This window comes from Idiomarina piscisalsi, from assembly GCF_003987095.1.
GTDB classification, from domain to species: Bacteria; Pseudomonadota; Gammaproteobacteria; order Enterobacterales; family Alteromonadaceae; genus Idiomarina; species Idiomarina piscisalsi.
Window position 1 is genome coordinate 149,360 of sequence record NZ_PIQA01000006.1, and the last position, 22,497, is coordinate 171,856.

Here is a 22,497-nt window from a genome sequence, read left to right on the forward strand (position 1 = left end):
CATAAAATGTGCCAACTACAACCGAAAAATTATTTTCGGTCGCTGTCTGGGGCATTGCGTTGCGAGGGGTCGCTCTTAAAATCGCTGACCAACTTGCGCGGGTTCAGAGCTTCGCGTTGTTTTTGAGCGGCTTCGGCCCACCAGAATAACTGATTCAGAGTTCGGCCAAAATATTGGATCCAGCGTTCAGTGTCTTTAACTTCCTGATTGAATTTGCCATTTTCCTCAAACACTGTTTGTGCTTTAGGCACGTGGATCATAGCCGATACCGGCAGGCAGCCTAACTCTGACATGAAGGTACGCATATTAACCGCAGCGCGAACACCGCCCCACTGACCGGCCGAGTAAGTCACAATGGCACTGGGTTTATAGGAATACAAAGACGCACCGAAGTGATTCAGTAAGTTTGCCAGAGCGGGACTCATGGAGTGGTTATACTCAGGGCTGACCATCACGTAAGCATCGGCGGCTTCAATTTTCTTAGCCAGGGCGTCCAGCTGCTCGGGAACGTCTTTTTCGTGATAAGAAAAATGTGGCTTGAAAACATCGTCAAATGAGTAATCTAAAGGGTCAACAAGTTCGACTTCGGCGTCGTCGAAGCTTTGCTCCAGGTAATTAACGCAGGCTTTTGCCACTCGCTCTCCCAGTCTGGCTGGCTTGGGCGGCGTACTGTCACGTACCGTGCCTAAAAACACTAAATATTTCATTGTGGTTCCTTAACTGAATTTCTCGCTGGCAGAAAGCTAATTGCAGCCGTGGATAATAGCAATAGCAGCGTTGATATCATTAGGCAAGCAACCAGTCCCCATTGCTGATAAACCCAACCCGATAAAATGGTGCCCAGCAGACGCCCGGCGGCATTGGCCATGTAATAAAAGCCAACATCCAAAGACACTCCATCGGCGCGTGAGTACGAGACAATAAGGTAACTGTGCAAGGATGAATTAATGGCAAACAAAATGCCGAACAACCCTAAGCCAATAATTATACTCTGGGCAATCGGTAGGTGCTGCCATAGTGCCAAGCCAAGCGCGAGTGGACTTATAGTCAGTAGTGCATTCCAGACAATCGCCTGAGTTTTGGGCACGTCCTGGCTACTTTTTGTGAATTTAGGCGCAATGCTTTGTACAAAGCCGTAGCCAATAACCCAAAGCGCTAAAAAGCTGCCGACCTGCCAGTGGCTCCAGTCTAATTGGCTGGCTAAGAACACCGGTAAAGCAACCACAAACCAGACATCGCGCGCACCAAAGAGTAAAAAGCGCGCGCCCGATAGAATATTAATAGGCCGGCTTTTAGACAAAATGTCTTTAAACTTAGGTTTGAACTTGGCTTTGCCCGACTCTTTCTTCAGGAAAATCAAACTGCCTATCCAGACCACGCTAAGCATAATTGCCATGGACAGCACTGCGCCCTGAAAGCCAATTAACGTAAGCAACAGGCCACCCAAGAAAAAGCCAACGCCTTTTAAGGTGTTTTTTGAGCCAGTGAGTATGGCGACCCACTTATACAGCTGACCCTGCTTGTCGTCCGGCACCAATAGCTTAATGGTGCTTTTGGCACTCATTTTATTGAGATCTTTGGCAATGCCAGATAGCGCTTGAGCAGCCATCACCCAAATGACGGTGAGCATAGAACTGGGTACCAACAGCATGACTAACGCCACAATCTGTATACCAAGCCCAATGTTCATGGTGCGATTGAGCCCCCAACGAGCGCCCAGCCAGCCACCAAACAGGTTAGTGACCACACCAAAAAATTCGTAGAATAGGAACAACATAGCGACTTCCAGCGCACTGTAACCCAACTGGTGGAAATGCAGCACCACCAGCATACGCAGCGCGCCGTCAGTCAGAGTAAAAGCCCAGTAGTTGCCCGTAACAATTAAGTATTGGCGTATTGCCGGCGACAGCTGACTCAGCATTAACCGACCTTTTCGACCAGCTCAACCGCGCGGTTGGCATAACCCCACTCGTTGTCATACCAGGCGTAAATTTTTACATGCGTACCGTTAATGACTTTGGTGGACAGGGCATCGACAATGCTTGAGCGAGGGTCCGTTTTGTAATCTATCGACACTAACGGGCGCTCTTCGTAACCCAGAATGCCTTTAAGTTCACCTTCTGCGGCTTCTTTCATCCAGTCGTTAACCTCTTCAACAGAAATGGTTTTTTCCACTTCGAATACACAGTCGGTTAACGATGCATTGGCTAAAGGAACACGTACCGCATGTCCATCAATTTTGTCTTTCAGCTCTGGGAAAATCTCCACAATAGCAGTAGCCGAACCGGTGGACGTCGGAATTAAACTCATGCCGCAAGCGCGGGCCCGACGTAAGTCTTTGTGCGGTGCGTCAAGAATGGTCTGCGTGTTGGTTAAATCGTGAATAGTAGTGATAGAGGCGTGTTTAATACCAATTTTGTCCTGCAGCACTTTGACTACTGGCGCCAGACAGTTAGTGGTGCAGGACGCAGCAGTGATTATCTGATGCTTGTCAGGATCATATAGATGGTCATTAACGCCCATTACAATATTCAAAGCGCCGGGCTCTTTGACCGGAGCGGATACTACAACTCGTTTTACGCCTTGTGACAGGTAATCATTCAGAACATTTACGGTTTTCATTTTGCCGGAAGCTTCTAAAACCACATCACAACCACGCCAGTCGTTGTCGGCAATGGTTTTTTGCTGAGAGAAGGCAATACGCTCCCCGCCAATTTGAATCGAGTTATCCGCACCCTCGGCCTCATAGCCCCAACGACCATGCACCGAATCAAAATTCAGAAGGTGTGCAAAGGTTGCCGCATCAGCCCCCGGGTCATTCACCTGCACAACCCGCAGCTCAGGATTGTCCCACGCCGCGCGCAAGGCTAAACGACCAATACGACCCAAACCGTTAATTCCAACCTTAATAGTCATAAAAGACTCCTTAATTTTGACTAAACCAGTGACGAGTCGGGTTAGCGAACCACACTAAAGAGAGCATTACCGGAACTTCAACCAGTACACCAACAACCGTGGCTAACGCTGCGCCGGACTGCAAGCCAAATAGTGAAATAGCTACAGCTACTGCCAGTTCAAAAAAGTTCGAAGTGCCAATTAAGCAGGCTGGTGCCGCAATTCTATAGGGCAGCTTAATTAATAACGCAATAATAAAGGTAATAGCAAAAATGCCGTAGGTTTGTATCAGCAATGGTGTTGCTATCATGGCAATGTCCAATGGACGTGTAAGCAGAACTTCCGCTTGAAAGCCGAACAGCAGTACGACCGTTAGCAATAGCCCGATAATAGACCAGGGCTTCATGCGTGCATCAAAGGCTTGCAGCGCAGAGTCGACATTATGCTGTCGCGATGTTGCTTTGCTCTTTAGCCGCTGGCGCGTTAACAGCCCGGCAATAAGCGGTGCTACTACGTATAGGCCAACACTTAACAGCAAGGTTTGCCAGGGCACAATAATATCGGTAATACCCAGCAGCAGGGCAGCAATAGGGGCGAAGGCAAAAATCATAATGACGTCGTTGACCGACACCTGTACCAGCGTATAACTGGCATCGCCTTTGGTCAGTTGGCTCCAGATAAACACCATAGCTGTGCACGGAGCAACACCGAGTAGAATGACCCCGGCCAGGTACTCGTTAGCAGTTTCGGGCTGAATGAAATCAGCAAATACGCCTTTGAAAAACAGCCAGCCGACCAGGGCCATAGTAAAGGGTTTTACCAGCCAGTTAATAACGACCGTTAGAATAAGCCCTTTGGGCTCTTTAGCAATTTGTGTAATAGACTCGAAGTTGACCTGTACCATGACCGGATAAATCATCAGCCAAATCAGTACGGCGATAATCAGGTTAACCTGCGCAAACTCAATACCTGACAAAACCTCAAAAATTGCCGGGAATACGTTGCCCAGTAAGGTTCCTGCAATAATCGCCAGAGCAACCCAAACCGATAAAAACCGTTCAAACACACCCATTATCGACATCCTTGACTTGTTGAGGAATCAACGACGCGTGATAAGTCGCAGTAGTATTAATGATAGTCGCCATCCAGTCTTGTAGGGCCGGGTTTATTCGATAGTACACCCAGCGCTGATCTTTACGGTCGGCTAATAAGCCGTATTCGCGCAGTTGCGCCAAATGCCGCGACACTTTTGGCTGTGACATACCAGTCGCGTCCACAAACTGGCAAACACATAACTCACCATGGTGTTGCAGCATTAGAATCATTTTCAGGCGCAGGGGGTCAGCCATAATTTTGAAGAACTCATGAGGTGCATCAAACAGCTGCGGACGGTCACTTTTCTTGCGTAAAATAAGCAACAGCATCTTTATACGCTCTCTTAATTCGTGCGCCGTTTTCTTAAAAGCATCCGCTTTTTTACTGGTCACCGGGTCGGGGAAGTCCCAGGCAATGAAGTGCTGATCACCGCATAAAGTCTGGCATTCAGTGCGAGCTCGATCACACAGGCTTATCACGTAATCAAAGCTATTGAGATCAATATCAGCAAGCGCTTTTGAATGCAGCCCATCCGTTTCAACACCCAAGTGCTCTAATGCCGCTAAAGCACCCGGCTCAGGTTGTGTCGGCTCAGTACCCGCACTGGCAACCTCAAAGTCATCACCAGCAAACTGCCGAAAAATAGCCTCCGCCATCAAAGACCGCGCAGAATTCGCCGTACACAGAAACAAAACTTTCGTCATCAGGTAACACCATATATTCGATATTCCATATATATGTTATACCGAATATATTGGCCGCGCAATAGCCAAGCTGGGAGGCTGGGGACTGAACCAAGAGCGCTGAGGCTACAGGAACCATTGTGGAGGACGCCCGTGAATACATCCCTGTAGGGCTTGAGCAGCGCCATCCATGGCGCTGCACACCTCCACAATGGTCCGCTGTAACCGTCGGGCGTGCTCCTGTTTCAGCCCTCACCTGATATCAATGGCAGGTAGGTGTAGATAGGGTAGGTTGCTCACTTGTAAGCGTTATGAATGTTGAGCCCCCTGTGGCGGAGTGTCGAAGGCCAAGGATGGCCTTCGTCAAGCGTTCATGGATGAACTTGTAGCGTCTCCGTCACAGGGGGCTCAATGTTCAAGCGAAGCAAGTGACAACCTGCCCTATAGCCCTAGTACGTCTTTGCCTTGTTTGAAGGTGACGTCAACGGGGATGCCGGCGTCGGCGAGTTTGTCGAGATCGGCTTTGAGCTGTGGGCTGACAACGCCTAAGGTCGCAACCAGTTCAGCCACACCGTTGTAGTCACCGTCGCCTTGCAGCGTCAGAATTTTTTCTGAAAGGCTATTCATGGCGGCACGCATTTTGTCCATATCAATGGCGTATTGGCCTTTTTCATTACGCTTGAAGGCACCTTCATCGGCAAAGTAGTTGAAACGAATCATGTTGGCTTTGCCGTGGGCACTGGATGCGCCAAAGCGCACTGAACGGAAAATACTGGCCATAAAGGTGGTGTAATAGTCTTCCAGCTCACCTTCAGCTAAAACGCCTTGTTCAAACAGCTGAGTCACCATGTAAAGCCCCAGAATATCGGCTTTACCTTCTTCCAGCGCAGAAGCGTGTTCTTTCAGCGCCGAACGCACGGTGCCTTTGTCATTCAGTGTGTTTTTAATACCCAGGCCGTGTGCGACTTCGTGGAACATGGTATTGGCGAAGAAGGCATTAAACGTAATGTTCTCACGCTGCTCCGGTACAATTAACTGCTCGGCAATAGGCACCAGAATTTTATCGAACTTAGCCTGCATGGCGTTTTTCAACTGTAAGCGGCGGGTGCCTTTTTCCAGCTGAACTTCTTCGTCGTTAGGCAGGTTTATCGCAATAGTTTTGCTACCCGCATTCGAGTGACCGGCATAGTAAACCGCGTCGTAGGCATTCAGTTGAGCATTGGCGCCCGGCATTTCTGCTTTATAAGCGTCTTCAACCGGCAGGCCACGTTGCAACTCAGGCAGGTACTCAGCGTATTTCGCTAAGCGCTCGCTCCATGCTTTGTCTTTAATCAATACGTAAGATTCAAACGCGGTTTTGTAGCCGTATAAGTGGTCTTCATAGTTTTCGATAGGGCCAATAACCACATCAACATCGTTGTCGGTCATGTCCATCCATGCCATATCAGACGGCTGATACTCGTTGCTTAAAAATGCATCGGCGCGCAGGCGCAAATACTTCGCAAAGTCTTCGCTTTCAGCAAGTTCAGCGGCTTGACGCAGTAACTCCGCCGCTTCAGTCAGTGAATCATTAAACGCTTCAGAGTAAGGAAGCGTCATTAAGTCGCCGTTTTCATCACGACGCAATAATGTATAAAGGCTGTCTTTGTCAGCAAGGTCCGCATTTTCAAACTCGACCTTGGTCATATCTTCCGGGTAGAAGTTAGCGCCTTCAGGCTTATCGTCAAAGCCGGTTAAAAAGGGTTGGTTGTTATTAAGGCGATCCCACGGGCCGTAGTTAATTACCGTGAATTCTTTAGCCCGCCCTTCAACTTTAGCCAGCAACTCATCTTTGTTACCGGGGAAGGCTTGTTTCCAGAACAGCTCATCCATTATTGTTGATGCATCAATAAGCAAGCTGACCATTTTTTTCTGGTTGTCAGACAAGTGCGACAAATCACTGGTCAATTCATACGGCGTGTAAATATCGAGTCTATGCTCTTTTCCTTCAACCAATTGGTAGCTCTCAGGAGCTGCGCTTTTGGTATCTTCTGTAGTCGATTGTTGACCACAGGCGGCAATAGCCAGTGCCAGCGGTGCAATAAAAAAGGCTGATTTTTTCATAATGATACTTTTGTAAAATTGAGTTGTTGGAAAGTTCTGTTAATCTACTGCTATGCCTGACTAGAAGCAATAGAATAACCATAAAAAAGGATCTCTCAATGGTATCGCAGAATGCGCTTTATTTACTCATTGATGAACGGTTACAGCGTGACGAACTAACGTTGCCCGGTTTGCCGAAAACCGCTGAACAGGTGCGTAACGCTACGCTCGATCCTGACTGTAACCTGCATGACCTTGCGCATATCATTCAGCAAGATGCAGTATTGTCAGCCCGGTTAATACGCCTGGCTAACAGCGCTTACCTGGGCGGTCGTAATAAAGCAGAAAGCTTGATGCAGGCGTTAACACGTATTGGCATGCGTCGAATTCGCACGCTGGCGTTTGCGATGGCAATGGAGCAGGTTTTCGAACCCGACAACGACATTGTGAAGATGTTCTCAGAGCAATACATTAAGGAAAGTCGGCAAATTGCGGCAGCGTCGGTGGTTATTACGAAAGACCTCCAACGCCGCGGAATAGGGCACCGGTTGCATCAGGACGTCTCTTTGCTGGCGGGGATGGTGTCTAGAATAGGGGTAACACCTATTTTAAGAATGGCCAGCGAGTTTGAAGACAGCTTTGCCAACCCCACGTTTATTAATGAGTGTATTTCACAGCTAAGTTCGCCGCTAGGCACTAATATTTTGAAATACTGGCAGTTCACACCAAACTTGGTGCAGGTGCCACTACATTACGATAAAGGACGTACCAATCTCGACGACGCCATTACCGTTAACTATTGCGATATTGTGCATTTGGCGAGTCTTTTAACCGGAAATAATTCAGGCGAAAGACAAAATGTGACCGTGGTGGAGTATGAACTAAGAGGGGTTATTGAAAGCGCGGACTTCTGGCAGCAAGACTCGACTCAAGAGTCTTACCACCAGGTGCTGGACTTATTTGGCTAACTCGCGTTACTCAAACGCCTTTTTCAAATCATCAAATAGCTGCCCGGCTTCGCCGCTAATTAGCGCAAAGTCGGCATCCACTTTCTCTTCCGGGGTTGGGTCTACCAAATCATCTTTTGCGTCCAGCAGCACGTCGGTTGGCTTAACACGTTTTAGTGCCATATCGGCTTCAAGAATAAACTCCAAGTTTTCCTGCCACACCAAACCTAAGCGAGTCACTTGTTTACCGGCAGTTAAATGAGCCTGAATGTCGTCACGAGTCAGGTCTTCTTGCTTACAGCGAATGATGCCACCGTCGGCCTGAGGTGAACGCAGCTCTGCTTCGTCGCCCAGTTCAAAGGGGGCAGGAATGTCTTGTTTTTGTAGCCAGTCGGTCAAGTACACTTCAACGGCTTCAGACGAGCTGAAAGGTCTGACAGGTAAAGACCCCACCGAGCCACGCAATAAACCGAGAAAGTCTTCCGCTTTATTCGCCGCCGACTCGTCAACCGCAATAAATTGACGGTCTAAATCAATGTAGCCCCAGCTTAAGCGAAAACGGCTAAACGCCTGTGGCAATAGTTGGTGAATCAAATCTTCTTTTAAGTTTTGTTTTTCTTTGCGCGGCACAGAGCGGCCTTCGGCCTCACTAATCTGACGGACTTTTTCATCGAGTTGAGCGTTAACAACCGTGCTGGGAAGCACTTTTTCTTCTCGCTTAGCGCAGAGTAACCAACAGTTACCGACGCTATGGGTTAACGTCTCGTTGTCTGGGCCAAAAGGAGAAAACCAGCCAAAACTACTTTGCTCAGTGCGAGAGCAAGGGTGAAAGCTGTGCTCCGCAAGCTGCTCTTCAAAGTTTTCGGGTAACGAGAAATTTTCACTGAAATGATAAAAGCGAAGGTTTTTAAACCACATAAATAAGGGTTCCTGTCCGGCATTAGAAACCCTGAATTGTATCGACTAACGGCGTCTGTGTCAGTTTAAAACCTGTACAGGAAACGAAAAGGTGTAAGTTAGGCCGTGACCCGGTTCGCTGGTGGCGTCAATATCGCCCTGCAGGGTTTGGGTAACCAGGTTGCGTACAATATGAGTTCCCAAACCACTACCACCGTCATTGAGCTTAGTCGTAAAGAAGGGATCAAACAGCTTGCCGAGGTTCTCTTCAGACAGACCATTACCATTATCTTCGTAAACAACATGAAGCTCGCTGTCGCGCAGTTCGATATTGATGGTCATGGTACCTTGCTCAATGCCGTCAAAGGCATGACGTAATGAGTTTAAAATTAAATTGGTAAATATCTGCGACAGCGCACCGGCCGGGCAGCGTATAAATAAATCGTCAGCACAGTTCAGCTCTACTTGATGCGAGGTTTTTTTCAAATGAGGTTGCAGAGACTGAATCAGTTCTTCTATGTAGCGCTTCACGTTTATATCGCGAATGGCGTCAGACGCCTGGTCGACAGCCACTTGTTTAAAACTACTGATAAGATCTGACGCTCGATGCAGGTTGTTATCGAGTAGGCTTAAGCTTTCTCTGCCTTCCTCGATAAATTTTTGCAGTTGAGGCTGCGTCAGTTCTTTATTGCTTAACGCGGTATCCAGTGAATCTAACTTCTCGCGCAGATATGAGGCCGCAGTCACACTAATCCCGATGGGTGTGTTCACATCGTGAGTAATGCCCGCGACAAGTCCACCTAACGACGCCATTTTTTCCGACTCAATGAGTTGTTGCTGGGTTTCGCGTAAGTGGTTCAACGACGACTCAAGCCGCTGGTTAGACTGACGCAGCGTGTTTTCCATAGTACGACGTTGGCTAATTTCGCGTTCAAGCTTTTCCTGTCGCATTTCCAGTTCGTTTTTGCGCTGCTCCAGATCCAGCATCACCTGGCTCAAACGGGAGGTTTTACGGGCCACCTCCTGTTCTAAAATCGCATTTTGTTCATCCAGCTGTCGGTTTGCCGCTTTCAGCTTATTCTGTGTGCGCTCCAGGTCAGCCTGATATTCTTCAATGTTATCGAGTAACTGATTATACGCATGCTCAATAAGTACCAACTCGTTGTTGTCCTGATCTTTTAAGCGAATGCGGGAGCGCTCGAGGTTATCCAGGCAGAAACTCTTTATTTGCTGCGTTAAGTCATTGAGCGGGCGGCTCAACATGCGGCTGAATGCGACCGTAAACAGAATGATTAAAAAGGTACTCTTTATAAGTGCGTTACCAATAATAAAGCCCAGGCTGACTTTAATGCGGTCTATCGCTATGTCTCGCGTTGAAAACAGGCTGACGTCACCGACCTTGGTGGAATGCCCGGAAAACTCGAAAATGAGCGAGTTGTGGTAGCCAAAAATACCGTTACGCTCAGGAAGCAGAATTCCCTCACTGGCTTCTTCGGGCAAGTCAGATATTTCTGAGGTTTCACCCAACTGAACCAAAATATTACCGGCGTCGTCGCGAATCAATACTCCGGCAATAGCCGGAATGCCAATAAGGCCGTCGGCGATACTGTCAATTTGGTCACTATTAAATTCCCAAAGTGAGCGCGTCAAAGACCCATTAAAGGTTCGTTGCTGGTTTTGCAGCTCGGCAATCAGTATGCGCTTGGTATCAAAGTATTCCGCACCAATTTGTACTGCAGTGACAATAAGCGTCAGCACAAAGTAAACGGACAGAACCCGTGTCAGCAGCGATGATGAAATACTTTTGATGACCATATAAAAGAGGTGTGTGTAAATTTTTTGTCAATATGACCTTAAACTAAATCATTGCTACCCATAACGCAATAAAGCAAAGCGCCCAGCCCTAAGCAATTGACATAAAACTGACACATTTTGGTCATTAAGCTGTCACTAAAACTCACTAAAGTTGCCACAAATTAATTCACAAGGGTTATAACTTATGAAGTTCATTACCTCCGCTGGCGCTTTCGTTTTAAGCTCTGCGCTTTTTTTACCAGCGCAGACAACTGCAGCGTACGCAGCTCCAATACAAGAGCAGGACAAACTTGAGCCTGTTGTTGAAGAAGCCTCTTCAATTAACCAGTCCGCGCGTCAGTCTCAGCTGACCATCGATCAAATTTCAGACAACATGCAAGAGCGTTTGCAACAGTATAAACGCATCATGAAGGAAATTGATGGTTTAAAAGTGTATACCGCACAGCTTGAGCAGCAAATCGGTAACCAACAACAGGAAAAGCAAGACATCAATGACTCAATAGACAAGGTCAGTTATGTCGAGCGTCAAATTACTCCGCTGATGTTACGCATGATCGACTCGCTCGAGTCCTTTGTTGAACTGGACGTTCCGTTCCTTGAAACCGAGCGTAACGAGCGTTTAGCGCAGTTAAACGACTTGATGGAGCGTGCCAACGTAGACGTTTCTGAAAAGTTCCGCCGTGTTATGGAAGCTTATCAAATAGAAGCAGACTACGGCCGCAACATTGAAGCCTACACTGCAGAGCATGAGATTAACGGCCAACAACAAGACGTCACTTTCCTGCGCATTGGTCGGGTAGCACTTATTTATAAAACCCGCGACGGTCAGCACCTGGGTATCTGGAACCAGCAGGAGCGCAACTGGCAAGAGCTCGATAGTAAGCACTTACCTGCCGTTGAAGAAGCTATCCGCATAGCCCGAAAACAGTTAGCACCGGACATGCTGATGATGCCCGTTTTTGCCAACAAAGCCGCCACAAACAGCGCAGCTGGCCAATAAGGAGTCGCACCAATGAAATTAACACAACGAATTGTTCAGTGGTTCTCAGTTATTGCGCTGGCAGCAACCTCGAGTGCTGCATTAGCCGCGCCGTTGCCGCAAGACCCAATTAACTTAGACCAGCTGTTACAGCAATTGGAGCAGGGTAAGTTCTCGCAGTCGGAGAGCAATAAGCAACGCGAGCAGCGCTTCCGCGAAAAAGAGGAAGAGCAAAAAGCCATGCTCGAAGACGCGATTGCCCAAAGAAACCAATTGGAGCAACGCGCCGAGCAACTGGAAACTGACTTTGAACAGAACGAAGTCGATTTAGGCAACTTAAGCGACACTCTGACTCAGCGCATGGGCTCACTCAAAGAGTTGTTTGGTGTGCTGCAGCAGGTGGCTAATGACGCTTCAGGCAAGTTCGACAACTCTGTCATTTCAGCGCAGTACCCGGGCCGTGCCGAAGCGCTTAAGCAGCTAGCAGAAAACATGAGCTCGTCATCTAAACTGGCGTCTATTGAAGACATTGAAAGTGTCTGGTTTGCCCTGCAAAAGGAAATGACCGAGTCGGGAAAAGTCGCTGAGTTCACAACTGAGGTGACCGCAGCCAACGGCGACAAAGCCGAACAAGAAGTCGTTCGTGTTGGTGCCTTTAACCTGGTTTCAAATGGCAAGTATTTAGAGCGCATGAGCTCAACTGGCTCTGTTGCTGAGCTGGTACGCCAACCCTCAGGTCGCTATCTGGACACTGCTGAAAATATCCAGCAAACCGACAATGGCATTGTCACATTCGGCCTTGACCCAACAGGCGGCTCAATTCTTGGCTTATTAGTTCAGGCACCAAGCTTAGGTGATCGCATCGATCAGGGTGGTACTGTGGGTTACATCATTCTTGCTCTGGGTGCTATCGGCTTGCTGTTCGCGTTAGAGCGCTTTGTGTCACTGATGCTACTGGGCAATAAAGTGAAACGTCAGCTTAAGAAAGACAAGCCAAGCCAGGACAACCCGCTGGGTCGAGTCATGCTTATTAAGGACAAGTACCCGCAAGCCGACACCGAAACGTTGGAGTTGAAGCTCAGTGAAGGCATCTTGCGTGAAGTTCCTAAAATTACGCGCAACCTGACGTTCATAAAAATCATTTCCGTGGTCGCACCGTTGATGGGTCTATTGGGTACCGTGACCGGCATGATCAATACCTTCCAGGCGATAACGCTGTTCGGCACAGGTGACCCGAAACTGATGGCAGGTGGTATTTCTCAAGCCCTGGTCACAACCGTACTCGGCTTGGTGGTCGCAATACCCATGACCTTATTGTTTGCCACTTTGCACACTCGCAGTAAAAACCTGATTCACATATTGCAAGAGCAGGCGTCCGGCATTATTGCGGAGCGCTCAGAGCGAGGAGAGTAACCGTGTTATTTCTCATCGAGTTTAATAATGCGATTCGAGATTTTATCGAGGCCGGCGGGCAAGTCCTGCTGGTCATCGGAATCCTAATTTTTAGTATGTGGTTAATGATTCTCGAGCGCATTTTTTACTACCTGAAAGGGCATCGCGCGCGGGTTAAAGACACGCTTAAACGCTGGCAGCAACGTGAAGACAAGTCGTCCTGGAACGCAGAGCAAATTCGTCAGGCAATGATTTCACGCGTCAGTTTGGCATTGGGCGGCAATTTGCCGGTCATTAAAGCTCTGGTTGCCTTGTGTCCTTTATTAGGGCTCATGGGCACCGTGACCGGCATGATTGAAGTGTTCGACGTTATGGCGGTAACAGGTACCGGCAGCGCCCGCTCGATGGCATCGGGCGTATCAAAAGCCACTATCCCGACAATGGCGGGCATGGTTGGCGCACTGTCCGGCGTATTCGCCGCCACTTGGTTACAGCGCACCACCCGTCGCGAGCGCATGAAGCTGGAAGACAAAATACTTTTAGAGCGTCACTAAGGTGAGGCTGAGGAAACAACTATGAAGCAGCATTTTGCCAACTTAATTGAAGAAGAAGAGAGCAACATCGACATGACGCCCATGCTGGATGTGGTGTTCATCATGCTTATTTTCTTCATTGTTACCGCCTCTTTTGTCAAAGAGGCGGGTATCGATGTAAACCGCCCTGACGCAGCAACAGCGGTGCAAAAAAACCGTGCCAATATTCTGGTTGCCATTAGTGACAACAACGAAATTTGGATAAACAAGCGTCAGGTTGATGTGCGTGCGGTGCAGGCCAATATCGAGCGCTTATACGCAGAGAACCCGCAAGGTTCTGTGGTGATTCAGGCCGACGAAGAGTCGAACACACGTGTCCTCATTAAAGTAATGGACGCAGCGCGATCTGCTGGTGTTTATGACGTATCTGTTGCAACCGACGAAGAGTAACCCGCAATGAGACTTTTGGCAGCATTATTAGTCGCCGCGTTTGTCACAATTGGGCTGTTTTACTTAATGCAGTCGCTAATAAGCGGTGGCGAAGGGGCAATGAGCGAGCCGCCGCGAGGCAGTGTGCTGGACTTTGTGCGCACACCAGAGCCTGAAGAAGTGCAGGAAAAAGAGCGTAAGCCCGAGCGCCCACCAGAGCCAGAACAGCCGCCCGAAGACTTGCCGCAACCGCAAATGGACAACGACATTGCCGATGCGGATAGCGGCTCAGGTTATGACTTCTCGGCCAGTATGGATGCCGGCGCTGACATTGGTAATGGCATGTCATTGCAAGCCAGCGACGGTGAATATCTGCCTATTGTAAAAGTGCAGGCGGCTTACCCTCGACGTGCTTTACAGCGTGGCATTGAAGGTTATGTGGTGGTGGAATTTACTGTGACCAAACAAGGTTCAGTGCGCGATCCTGTCGTTGTTGAGGCCGAGCCGGAAGGCATTTTTGATCAGGCCGCCATGGATGCGGTGCTGAAATTCAAATACAAACCACGGGTCATTGATGGTGAAGCGGTTGAAGTTGACGGAGTCAGAAACCGCATGACCTTTGAAATGAACTAATTGGGTGACTTATGAACATGAAATTTGTGGTTATTGCCGCCTTAAGTGGCTGGATAGCATTAACGCAGCCCGTTATTGCTCAACAGACAGGGGCTCAACAAACAGAGCGTGTGCCAGCACTGCGCGAAAAAGTCTATGGTCAGCTGGCACGGGCGCAGGAACAAGCCGACAACGGTAATGTTCAGGAAGGGCTTAGCATACTGTCAGACATTGAAGGCAAAGCCGATAGTATGAACAGTTATGAACGTGCCATGCTCTGGAATTTCTATGGCTTTATGTATTACGAGCAGGACCAAATAAGCCAGGCCATTAACTATTTTGAAAAAGTCGTGAATGAGTCGCCAATTCCCGAGTCGCTCAAAAAAAGTACCCTGTTCAGCTTGGCTCAGCTGGCGTTAAGCGAAGGTCAGTATCAGCGCTCTGTAGAATTTCTGGGACGCTGGGAAGCGTTGGCCGAGCAAGATGAGTTGGGCAAAGCCTGGGTATTAAAAGCGCAAGCCTTTTATCAGTCGGGTGACTTTACTAAAGCGCTGCCGCTCATTGAGAAAGCCATTGCTAATGCCGACGCCAACAATAAAACGCCCGACGAAAACTGGTTAATTCTCAAGCGTGCACTGCACTACGAACTAGAGCAGCCGACGCAAGTTGCCAAAGTTATGGAACGTTTGGTCACAGACTACAGTAAACCGGAATACTGGCTGCAACTGGCAGGCGTCTACGCGCAGTTAGAGCAGGACAAAAAGCAGTTAGCGGTTTTGGAAGCTGCGAATCAGCAGGGCTTTATTGAAAAAGCCAGCGACTGGCGTCAGCTCGCACAAGCGTACTACTTCAATGAACTGCCGTTTAAAGCAGCGGAGACATTAAGCAACGCCATGCAAAAGGGTGTGGTCGAAGCCAATGTTGATAATCTGAAATTCATAGCGCAGGCCTACGCTCAGGCAAAAGAGTATGAATTAGCCATTCAGGCCTATGAGAAAGCATCAGAGCAGGTCGACCATGGCGACTTTGCCGCGCAAATTGCACAACTGCATTTAAACCTGAACAATAATGACCAAGCCATTAAGTACGTTGAACGCAGCCGTAATAAAGGCCAGGTATCGAACCTGGGACATTTGCATTTAGTAGAAGGAATGGCGGCGTTAAATCTAAAAGACTACAAGCTGGCGCTACAAGCCTTTGAACAGGCAAGCGAATATGAAAAAACAGCATCTGCTGCAAAGCAGTGGTTAAAGTACGCAAAAGCGCAATATCGACAAAAGGAACAGCTCGCCTCATTAGCTGACTTATAACTGTCATAAAGCTGTAACAAAAAAGACATAGAATTGACTCATGACAGAAAAATAACTGCAATAATTCGCAGCGTGTCTATAATGCGGTTAAGAATTAGGCAGTTTAGTAATGAGTTAATGAGGGTTCTATGAAGAAGTCTTTAATTGCGTTGTTAATTGCGGGCGCTACTTTTCCGGCGTTTGCTAACGACGATGGTACGCTAACCGTTTACGGTCGTGCCAATGTGTCTTTACAAAGTAATGATACTGGTGACGGCGCTGACACCGAAGTGGTCAGTAACTCATCGCGCTTTGGCTTTAAGGGCGCGGCTGAGCTTAAGAGCAACCTGGAAGTCTTTTACCAACTTGAATTTGGCGTTGACCTGGCAGACTCCAGCGACGACAAAGATGCGGTAACTAATCGTAATCAAGTGGTTGGCCTGCGCGGTAACTTTGGTGAGGTTATGCTGGGTCGTTATGACACCTTCCTGAAAGACTCGCAAGGCTCTATCGACGCGTTTAAAGACTACGAAGCGGACTTAAAAAGCTTATTTGTTGGTGAAGAACGCCCGGACAACACGGTAACCTATTACTCGCCAACCTTTAACAACTTCACCTTCGGTGTGACCTACATTGCGTCTGAAAACGACGCAGAAGATGACGGCGTCTCAATGGGTGTGTTGTACGGTGACGATAAACTGAAGAAAACGCCGTTTTACGCCGCTATTGCTTTTGATCGAGACGTCGGCGGATACGACACTGAACAGGTAAGTGTGCACACCAAATTAGGTGACTTTAAGTTAGGCGCTGCGCTGCAACAGTTCGAAAGTACCGACGGCCTGGAAGATGGCGACGGCTACTTGCTGAGTGCGACTTACCCAATTAATAACTGGGTATTAAAAGGTCAGTACCAGTCAGTCGACGAAAGCGGTGAAAGTGATGCGTCGTTCTCATTTGGTGCGGACTACTTCTTTACCGGCGACACTCGTGTGTACGCATGGTACACCGGTCGTGAGTGCGATATTGCCACCTACGAAAGCCGTGGCTGTGGGGCAACACCGGGCGCAGAGCAAGACTTCTTCGCCGTTGGCATTCGCCACGACTTCTCCTGGTAAGCGTCTAAAGCAGACTAATGTAGCCTGATCGCCTCGGTCAGGCTACACTATAGGCGTCATTCTCAACCTCAGTACTTAATATGACCAACCTGGCGGTACTCGGCTTTTATTTACTTATTGGTTTTACTTTAAAACGCTCCGGGAAGTGTCCCGACAACACAGCCGAAGTTCTCAACTTATACGTTATTTATGCCGCATTACCCGGTGTTATTTTCAGCAAAGTACCCGGTCTAGAGTTCTCCGCTGACTTACTTATTCCGGTTATTATTCCCTGGGTGCTGCTAGCGTTTAGTGCCGTGTTTATTTTCCTTATTGGCAGAGCACTGAAGTGGCGCAAAGAAATTGTTGGCGCCTTGTTGGTGTGCGTGCCGCTGGGAAACACGTCTTTCTTCGGCTTCCCCATGATAGAAGCCTTCTACGGCAGCGACGCTATTGCCTATGGTTTGCTCTATGATCAGTTTGGCTCCTTTTTCGGCTTAGCCTTTTACTCAACCGTTATAATTGCGCTTTATAAAGACCAAGACGAAAAGCCGACCGTGGCAGGTGTTTTAAAAAAAATTATTACTTTCCCGCCGTTTATTGCCTTAGTTTTAGCTCTGCTGACCAAAAGCCTGAGTTACCCGGACGTTTTCCAGCGCCTCATTGAGTCATTAGCGGTCACCTTAGTACCGGTCATTATGATAGCCGCTGGCTTTCAGCTGAAGTTTCGTCTGCCCAAGGGCAGTAAAACGCCGTTGGCCATTGGCCTGTTAACCAAGCTGGTTCTAATGCCGGCAGTCGCTATGTTACTGCTATTCAGTTTTGGCTTTGACAGTACCCTTATTCAAGTTACTGTCTTTGAAGCGGCTATGCCGCCGATGATAACGGCTGGTGCCCTTGCTATTATGGCGGGTTTGGCGCCGCGGCTATCGGCAGCCATGGTCGGCTACGGCATACTACTGGCTTTTATCACACTGCCGTTAACCTATGAATTAATGCAGTTTCTGGCGTAAAACAGGAAGCGGCTATCGCCGTTTCCATGCTTTAAACATGGCTTCGGTAATACCTAAGCCGATAATTGCACCTTCATGCAATTGCTCTAAGTCGGCTATTGTCATAGCAATGAACTTGTCTGGCTGCTCAATATTGTGGTCATGGCAATAACGGCTCAAAAACGCACTTATTTTTGCATCGCTAATGTCATTTCTTATGACCAGTCCCATCGCTTCTTTTCTGGCCGCTCGGTATTTAATGCGGTAGGCATCGATATCCCCCAAAGACTCTTTTACCACGTCATATTGCTCGCAGGACTTTTTATAAGCCCATTCAAATAACTCCAAAGCGGGCATCAACTCATTAGTTTCATAAAAATAAAGCAGAGCCTTAAAGTAGTCCTCTTGTGGCACATCGGTAAAACTTAACGGGCATAAATTGTTTTTTATAAATGGAATGTTACAGGTAAGCCGGGCTGTTCGTTTGTTCACATCTTCAAATGCCTGCAAGTAGGACAAATGCATTAGCAGAAAGAAGCTTTGTTCAAAAGGGTCGCTAATTTGCTCGGCTTTTAACAACACGCGCGCTAATAGTTCTTTGATTTGGTGAGGGTTGCTGAGAGGTGTATACGCCGACTTACCAATAGTCACTTCAAGCTCTCGCTCTCTTCCACACGCATTAGGATTCGCCAGTAAGTCTTGAGACAACAAGTAATGAATGTTTCGAACCGTAAAAGAGCTGAGTGTTATATCTTCTGCGTTTTCAATCAGAAATTCGATGGCTTCCTTATGGTTCATTATCATCACGGTTTCTTCGTGAACCTTACCCTCTGCTGATACCCCTTGTTCTATCAGTTTCTGAGTGTCGAGCTTAGAGTACGTATTGCCTTCTAAACGGCTTGAGTTGTATGACAAGTCTATTAGTAGCTTTTGTCCAATCTCTTTAGCATAAGTCCCGGCAGCCAGCGCCTTGTCAACTCGCTTACCCATTGTGTGAAGTTTCGTGCGCACAGACAACGGCACGTAAAAAGTCTCATTAGGGATATATTGCTCAACTAACTGCCGTTGGTAAGTACGTTTAGTTCGGCCATAGGGAGGCGTGTCCAGGTAGGCTAACTTGGTCAAGGACTCCGCAGAAAAAATCGGGTGTTGATTATATTCATTCCCTTTTTCATTTAGTACAAGGCTTTCCGTAACTGAACGCTCTGTTGCAGAACTGCTAATACCATAAGATGCCAAGCGATAAGTACGAGCTTTCTTCTCACCGTCAGCAATGACTTGTCCATGTTCAACCAGCTTTTTCAGCCTCCTTTGTAACGTCTTTTTGGGCATATCGATTTCGAGGTGGCTTTGCAAAGCGCCAACAGACACCGGTTGCCCAATATCTTCCAGACATGTAAGGATAGCTTCTAATTCTGTTTGAATCGTCATATTCTTTATTCTTTTAATGGACACCTAAAATAGGAGTGTGTCCATTAAATCACATTTATTGGACAGTTAATAGTGAAAATTTGTCCAACAACCCGCTTTTATTGGACAGTATGACTAAAAAAGCCCATAAACAAAAGAAATCTTACAGCAATGTGTCGCTGGTCATAAAAGTGTCATACTATTCAGTAATAATTGGCTCAACTGATCCAATAAGGGACTAAACACATGTCGCGTAGAATTCTAATTGTAGAAGATGAAGCACCCATTCGTGAGATGTTGAGCTTTGTTATGGAGCAACACGGCTATCAAGCAGTCGAAGCTCATGATTTTGATGCCGCTGTCAGTAAAATTGCCGAGCCATATCCCGATATGGTTCTGCTGGACTGGATGCTCCCCGGCGGCTCAGGTATTCAACTGGCCAAAAAAATTAAAGGCGATGACTTCACCCGCAATATACCTATTATTATGTTGACTGCCCGCGGCGAAGAAGAAGACAAAATAAAAGGTCTGGAAGTCGGCGCTGACGACTATATTACCAAGCCATTCTCGCCAAAAGAGCTCATGGCAAGAATGCGCGCTGTATTCCGCCGTGTTGCACCAACCGTGTTAGACGAGCCGCTGGAAGTGGAAGGCTTAAAGCTCGACCCCGTATCGCACCGTATTTCGGTTGGCGACAACAGTGTTGACATGGGACCAACCGAATTCAAGTTACTGCACTTTTTCATGACACACCCAGAGCGCGTGTACAGCCGTGAACAACTGTTAGACCACGTTTGGGGCACTAATGTTTACGTCGAAGACAGAACCGTCGATGTGCATATTCGTCGCTTACGCAAAGCACTGGCAGATCACGGTTATGATCGCCTTATTCAGACCGTGCGAGGAGTCGGTTATCGTTTCTCGAGTCGTTAACAGCGGGTCTGCTTGATATGGACAGAGACTATTCAAACTGGCAGTCGCTGCGCAATTTGGCGCTTTTTCTGCTGCCATTTATTTTTGTCGGCTGGCTGTTCGATATTCTCTGGCCGCTGCTGACGTTTGCTCTGCTGGGCCTGGTGTGCTGGCATTATTTTTATCAGCAAAAGCTCATTAAATGGTTATGGCAAAGTCGTACTTTAATGCCGCCGTCAGCGCCGGGTAGCTGGTCCTATATTTATGACGGCATTTATCGTTCGCAACGCCGCAGTCAAAAGCGCCGTAAATCGCTGGCACGCTTATTAAGACGCTTTCGCGAAGCGGCAGAAGCACTACCGGACGCAGCAATTGTGTTTCGTGCCGACGGTGCGCTGTTGTGGAGCAACAAACTCGCGCAGTTTTACTTCGGTCTGCGCTGGCCGGACGACGCCGGGCAACGCCTGTCTAACCTTATTCGTCACCCGGAGTTTTCGGTGTATCTCAGCAAAGGTCAGTTTGACGATGCTCTCACTATTCCCTCTCCTGTGCGTGACAGCCTCGACATTGAAATTCGCATTATGCCGTACAGTGAAGACCAATTTTTGCTGGTCGCACGTGACGTCACCCAAGTTAAACGTCTGGACTCAATGCGTCGTGAATTCGTTGCGAACGTGTCGCACGAATTAAAAACGCCGCTGACGGTGTTGCAGGGCTATCTGGAAATGCTGGAAGAGCCGGAACAAACGCCGCCGGCCATGATGAAAAAAGCGGTCGAGAATATGAATGCGCAAAGTGACCGCATGGCGAATTTGGTTGATCAGCTATTAGTCTTGTCGCGCATGGAAACTCCCAGTGACGATGTTTTTGACCACGAGGTGAATGTACCGGTCTTACTGGAGCAGCTACAAACGGAAGCGCATCGCCTTAACGAACAGAAACAACACAAGCTGCAGTTTAATATCGACCCCATTCATATTTACGGCAAAGAATCGTTACTACGCAGTGCCATGCAGAACCTGATTACTAACGCCATTCGTTACACGCCGGAAGGCGGCGAAATAGAGGTGTGCTGGAAAGAGACCTCGGGCGGCGTTGAATTCAGCGTGACCGATAATGGCAAAGGCATACCAGCGCAGCATTTACCGCGACTGACCGAGCGTTTTTATCGCATCGATGAAGACCGAAACAGCGCCAGTGGCGGAACCGGGCTGGGCTTATCTATAGTTAAGCAAGCTGTCGAGCACCATAATGCACAACTGGACATAAGCAGTACGCCGGGCAAAGGCAGTCGTTTTGCATTTCAACTGCCCCACGGACTAATTAAGTCATAAATTTTTCACATTGTCATAAAGCTGTCACAAATCGTTCTTAAACTACGCATTATCGAAGAATGACTTTCTGAAGTTAGACAAAACCCACAGAGGTGAAAAACATGTTCCAATCAACTTTGAACAAGACATTAACTGGTTTAGTAGCGGCGGGCACTTTAATGTTCAGCTCGCTGGCAGCAGCAACCGACGACTTACCAGAATATGAAAAAGTCAGCGGTTTATCAGGAAACTTATCATCGGTTGGCTCTGACACCCTGGCAAACATGATGACGTTTTGGGGCGAAGAGTTTAAGCGCATGTATCCAAGCGTTAACATTCAAATTCAGGCGGCGGGCTCTTCTACTGCGCCACCAGCACTCACCGAAGGTACTTCAAGCTTTGGCCCTATGAGCCGCGCTATGAAGTCAAAAGAAATCGAAGCGTTTGAAAAGCGCCACGGTTACAAACCAACACCAGTACGTGTTGCTATCGACGCGTTAGCGGTATTCGTGCATAAAGATAACCCAATCGAAGGTTTATCGATTGCCGAAGTTGACGCTATTTTCTCGTCAACCCGTAAATGCGGTGCTAACCAGCAAGTCAACCGCTGGGGACAACTGGACTTAGACGGCGACTGGACTAGCCGTGACTTACAGCTGTACGGCCGCAACTCGGTGTCAGGTACTTATGGTTACTTTAAAGAAGTGGGCCTTTGTGACGGTGACTTCCGCTCTAACGTCAACGAGCAGCCTGGCTCAGCGTCAGTTGTGCAGTCAGTTTCTACGTCACTGAACGCAATTGGTTACTCAGGTATTGGTTATGTCACTTCTGGTGTGAAAGCGGTACCTATTGCTAAAGGCGACGGCGACGACTTTATTGAAGCGTCACGCGAAGAGGCGTTAGCGGGTAAATACCCACTGGCACGTTTCCTCTACGTATACGTGAACAAGCACCCGAACAAACCATTAGGTAAAGCAGAAGCTGAGTTCATGAAAATGATTTTGTCGAAACAAGGTCAGGACATAGTGAACAAAGATGGCTACATTGGTTTGCCGAAGCAGGTTGTTGACGCTGAGCTTAAAAAGCTAGGCCTTAGCCACTAAAAAATTACGTCATAACAAAGCCGGT

Annotated in this window: 21 protein-coding genes; 12 read left to right on the forward strand and 9 right to left on the reverse strand. The window is 48.0% G+C overall.

All coding sequences use genetic code 11. From position 1 onward, the window contains the following. Positions 1–29 precede the first annotated feature (29 nt). From CWI73_RS08735 to CWI73_RS08760, 6 genes are all read right to left on the reverse strand, one after another. Positions 30–707, reverse strand: a complete 678-nt coding sequence (locus CWI73_RS08735) for an NADPH-dependent FMN reductase (RefSeq protein WP_126752421.1) — start codon at positions 705–707, stop codon at positions 30–32. Next, on the reverse strand, positions 704–1,921 hold the full coding sequence (arsJ, locus tag CWI73_RS08740) for an organoarsenical effux MFS transporter ArsJ (RefSeq protein WP_126752422.1): 1,218 nt from the start codon (positions 1,919–1,921) through the stop codon (positions 704–706). The genes CWI73_RS08735 and arsJ overlap by 4 nt, the downstream gene beginning before the upstream one ends. Then, positions 1,921–2,916: an ArsJ-associated glyceraldehyde-3-phosphate dehydrogenase gene (locus tag CWI73_RS08745; protein WP_126752423.1), complete on the reverse strand. Its 996-nt coding sequence runs from the start codon at positions 2,914–2,916 to the stop codon at positions 1,921–1,923. Before CWI73_RS08745 ends, arsJ begins: the two co-directional genes overlap by 1 nt. 10 nt (positions 2,917–2,926) lie before the next feature. After that, entirely contained in the window at positions 2,927–3,967 is a 1,041-nt protein-coding gene (gene arsB / locus CWI73_RS08750; protein ID WP_126752424.1) for an ACR3 family arsenite efflux transporter, read from the reverse strand. Then, positions 3,954–4,694 (reverse strand): metalloregulator ArsR/SmtB family transcription factor, encoded by a 741-nt coding sequence (locus tag CWI73_RS08755; RefSeq protein ID WP_126752425.1) that lies wholly within the window; start codon positions 4,692–4,694, stop codon positions 3,954–3,956. Before CWI73_RS08755 ends, arsB begins: the two co-directional genes overlap by 14 nt. A 420-nt stretch (positions 4,695–5,114) precedes the next feature. Continuing rightward, on the reverse strand, positions 5,115–6,776 hold the full coding sequence (locus CWI73_RS08760; protein ID WP_126752426.1) for a dipeptidyl-peptidase 3 family protein: 1,662 nt from the start codon (positions 6,774–6,776) through the stop codon (positions 5,115–5,117). A 98-nt stretch (positions 6,777–6,874) separates the two neighbouring features. Between CWI73_RS08760 and CWI73_RS08765 the strand changes: the two genes are divergently transcribed. Next, positions 6,875–7,723 carry an HDOD domain-containing protein gene (locus tag CWI73_RS08765; protein WP_126752427.1) on the forward strand — a complete coding sequence of 283 codons (849 nt, stop codon included), beginning with the start codon at positions 6,875–6,877 and terminating at the stop codon, positions 7,721–7,723. Positions 7,724–7,729: 6 nt separating this feature from the next. Here the strand turns inward: CWI73_RS08765 and rdgC are convergent, their stop codons facing one another. Continuing rightward, the gene (gene rdgC / locus CWI73_RS08770; RefSeq protein ID WP_126752428.1) at positions 7,730–8,620 is read right to left on the reverse strand and encodes a recombination-associated protein RdgC; all 891 of its coding nucleotides are present in this window, start codon (positions 8,618–8,620) and stop codon (positions 7,730–7,732) included. Between the two features lie 60 nt (positions 8,621–8,680). After that, complete coding sequence (locus CWI73_RS08775; protein WP_126752429.1) at positions 8,681–10,414, reverse strand: sensor histidine kinase; 1,734 nt, start codon at positions 10,412–10,414, stop codon at positions 8,681–8,683. Between the two features lie 184 nt (positions 10,415–10,598). Here CWI73_RS08775 and CWI73_RS08780 point away from each other — a divergent pair, with 184 nt between their 5' ends. From CWI73_RS08780 to CWI73_RS08815, 8 genes are all read left to right on the forward strand, one after another. Continuing rightward, on the forward strand, positions 10,599–11,414 hold the full coding sequence (locus CWI73_RS08780) for a DUF3450 domain-containing protein (protein WP_126752430.1): 816 nt from the start codon (positions 10,599–10,601) through the stop codon (positions 11,412–11,414). Between the two features lie 12 nt (positions 11,415–11,426). Continuing rightward, positions 11,427–12,806 (forward strand): MotA/TolQ/ExbB proton channel family protein, encoded by a 1,380-nt coding sequence (locus tag CWI73_RS08785; RefSeq protein WP_126752431.1) that lies wholly within the window; start codon positions 11,427–11,429, stop codon positions 12,804–12,806. 2 nt (positions 12,807–12,808) lie between these two features. After that, the gene (locus CWI73_RS08790; RefSeq protein ID WP_088767536.1) at positions 12,809–13,339 is read left to right on the forward strand and encodes a MotA/TolQ/ExbB proton channel family protein; all 531 of its coding nucleotides are present in this window, start codon (positions 12,809–12,811) and stop codon (positions 13,337–13,339) included. 21 nt (positions 13,340–13,360) lie between these two features. Next, positions 13,361–13,768 (forward strand): ExbD/TolR family protein, encoded by a 408-nt coding sequence (locus tag CWI73_RS08795; protein ID WP_126752432.1) that lies wholly within the window; start codon positions 13,361–13,363, stop codon positions 13,766–13,768. 6 nt (positions 13,769–13,774) lie between these two features. After that, entirely contained in the window at positions 13,775–14,380 is a 606-nt protein-coding gene (locus CWI73_RS08800; RefSeq protein WP_126752433.1) for an energy transducer TonB, read from the forward strand. An 11-nt stretch (positions 14,381–14,391) separates the two neighbouring features. Further along, entirely contained in the window at positions 14,392–15,669 is a 1,278-nt protein-coding gene (locus CWI73_RS08805; protein ID WP_126752434.1) for a tetratricopeptide repeat protein, read from the forward strand. Positions 15,670–15,797: 128 nt separating this feature from the next. After that, positions 15,798–16,763, forward strand: coding sequence for a porin (locus tag CWI73_RS08810; RefSeq protein ID WP_126752435.1), 966 nt, complete (start codon positions 15,798–15,800; stop codon positions 16,761–16,763). Between the two features lie 80 nt (positions 16,764–16,843). Further along, complete coding sequence (locus CWI73_RS08815) at positions 16,844–17,755, forward strand: AEC family transporter (RefSeq protein WP_126752436.1); 912 nt, start codon at positions 16,844–16,846, stop codon at positions 17,753–17,755. Positions 17,756–17,767: 12 nt separating this feature from the next. Here the strand turns inward: CWI73_RS08815 and CWI73_RS08820 are convergent, their stop codons facing one another. Continuing rightward, on the reverse strand, positions 17,768–19,165 hold the full coding sequence (locus CWI73_RS08820; RefSeq protein ID WP_126752437.1) for a Fic family protein: 1,398 nt from the start codon (positions 19,163–19,165) through the stop codon (positions 17,768–17,770). A gap of 225 nt (positions 19,166–19,390) precedes the next feature. Here CWI73_RS08820 and phoB point away from each other — a divergent pair, with 225 nt between their 5' ends. From phoB to CWI73_RS08835, 3 genes are all read left to right on the forward strand, one after another. Next, the gene (gene phoB / locus CWI73_RS08825) at positions 19,391–20,077 is read left to right on the forward strand and encodes a phosphate regulon transcriptional regulator PhoB (RefSeq protein WP_126752438.1); all 687 of its coding nucleotides are present in this window, start codon (positions 19,391–19,393) and stop codon (positions 20,075–20,077) included. 17 nt (positions 20,078–20,094) lie between these two features. Beyond that, positions 20,095–21,390 carry a phosphate regulon sensor histidine kinase PhoR gene (gene phoR, locus CWI73_RS08830; protein ID WP_126752439.1) on the forward strand — a complete coding sequence of 432 codons (1,296 nt, stop codon included), beginning with the start codon at positions 20,095–20,097 and terminating at the stop codon, positions 21,388–21,390. A 101-nt stretch (positions 21,391–21,491) separates the two neighbouring features. Then, positions 21,492–22,472: a PstS family phosphate ABC transporter substrate-binding protein gene (locus CWI73_RS08835; RefSeq protein ID WP_126752440.1), complete on the forward strand. Its 981-nt coding sequence runs from the start codon at positions 21,492–21,494 to the stop codon at positions 22,470–22,472. The last annotated feature ends 25 nt before the right edge of the window (positions 22,473–22,497 follow it).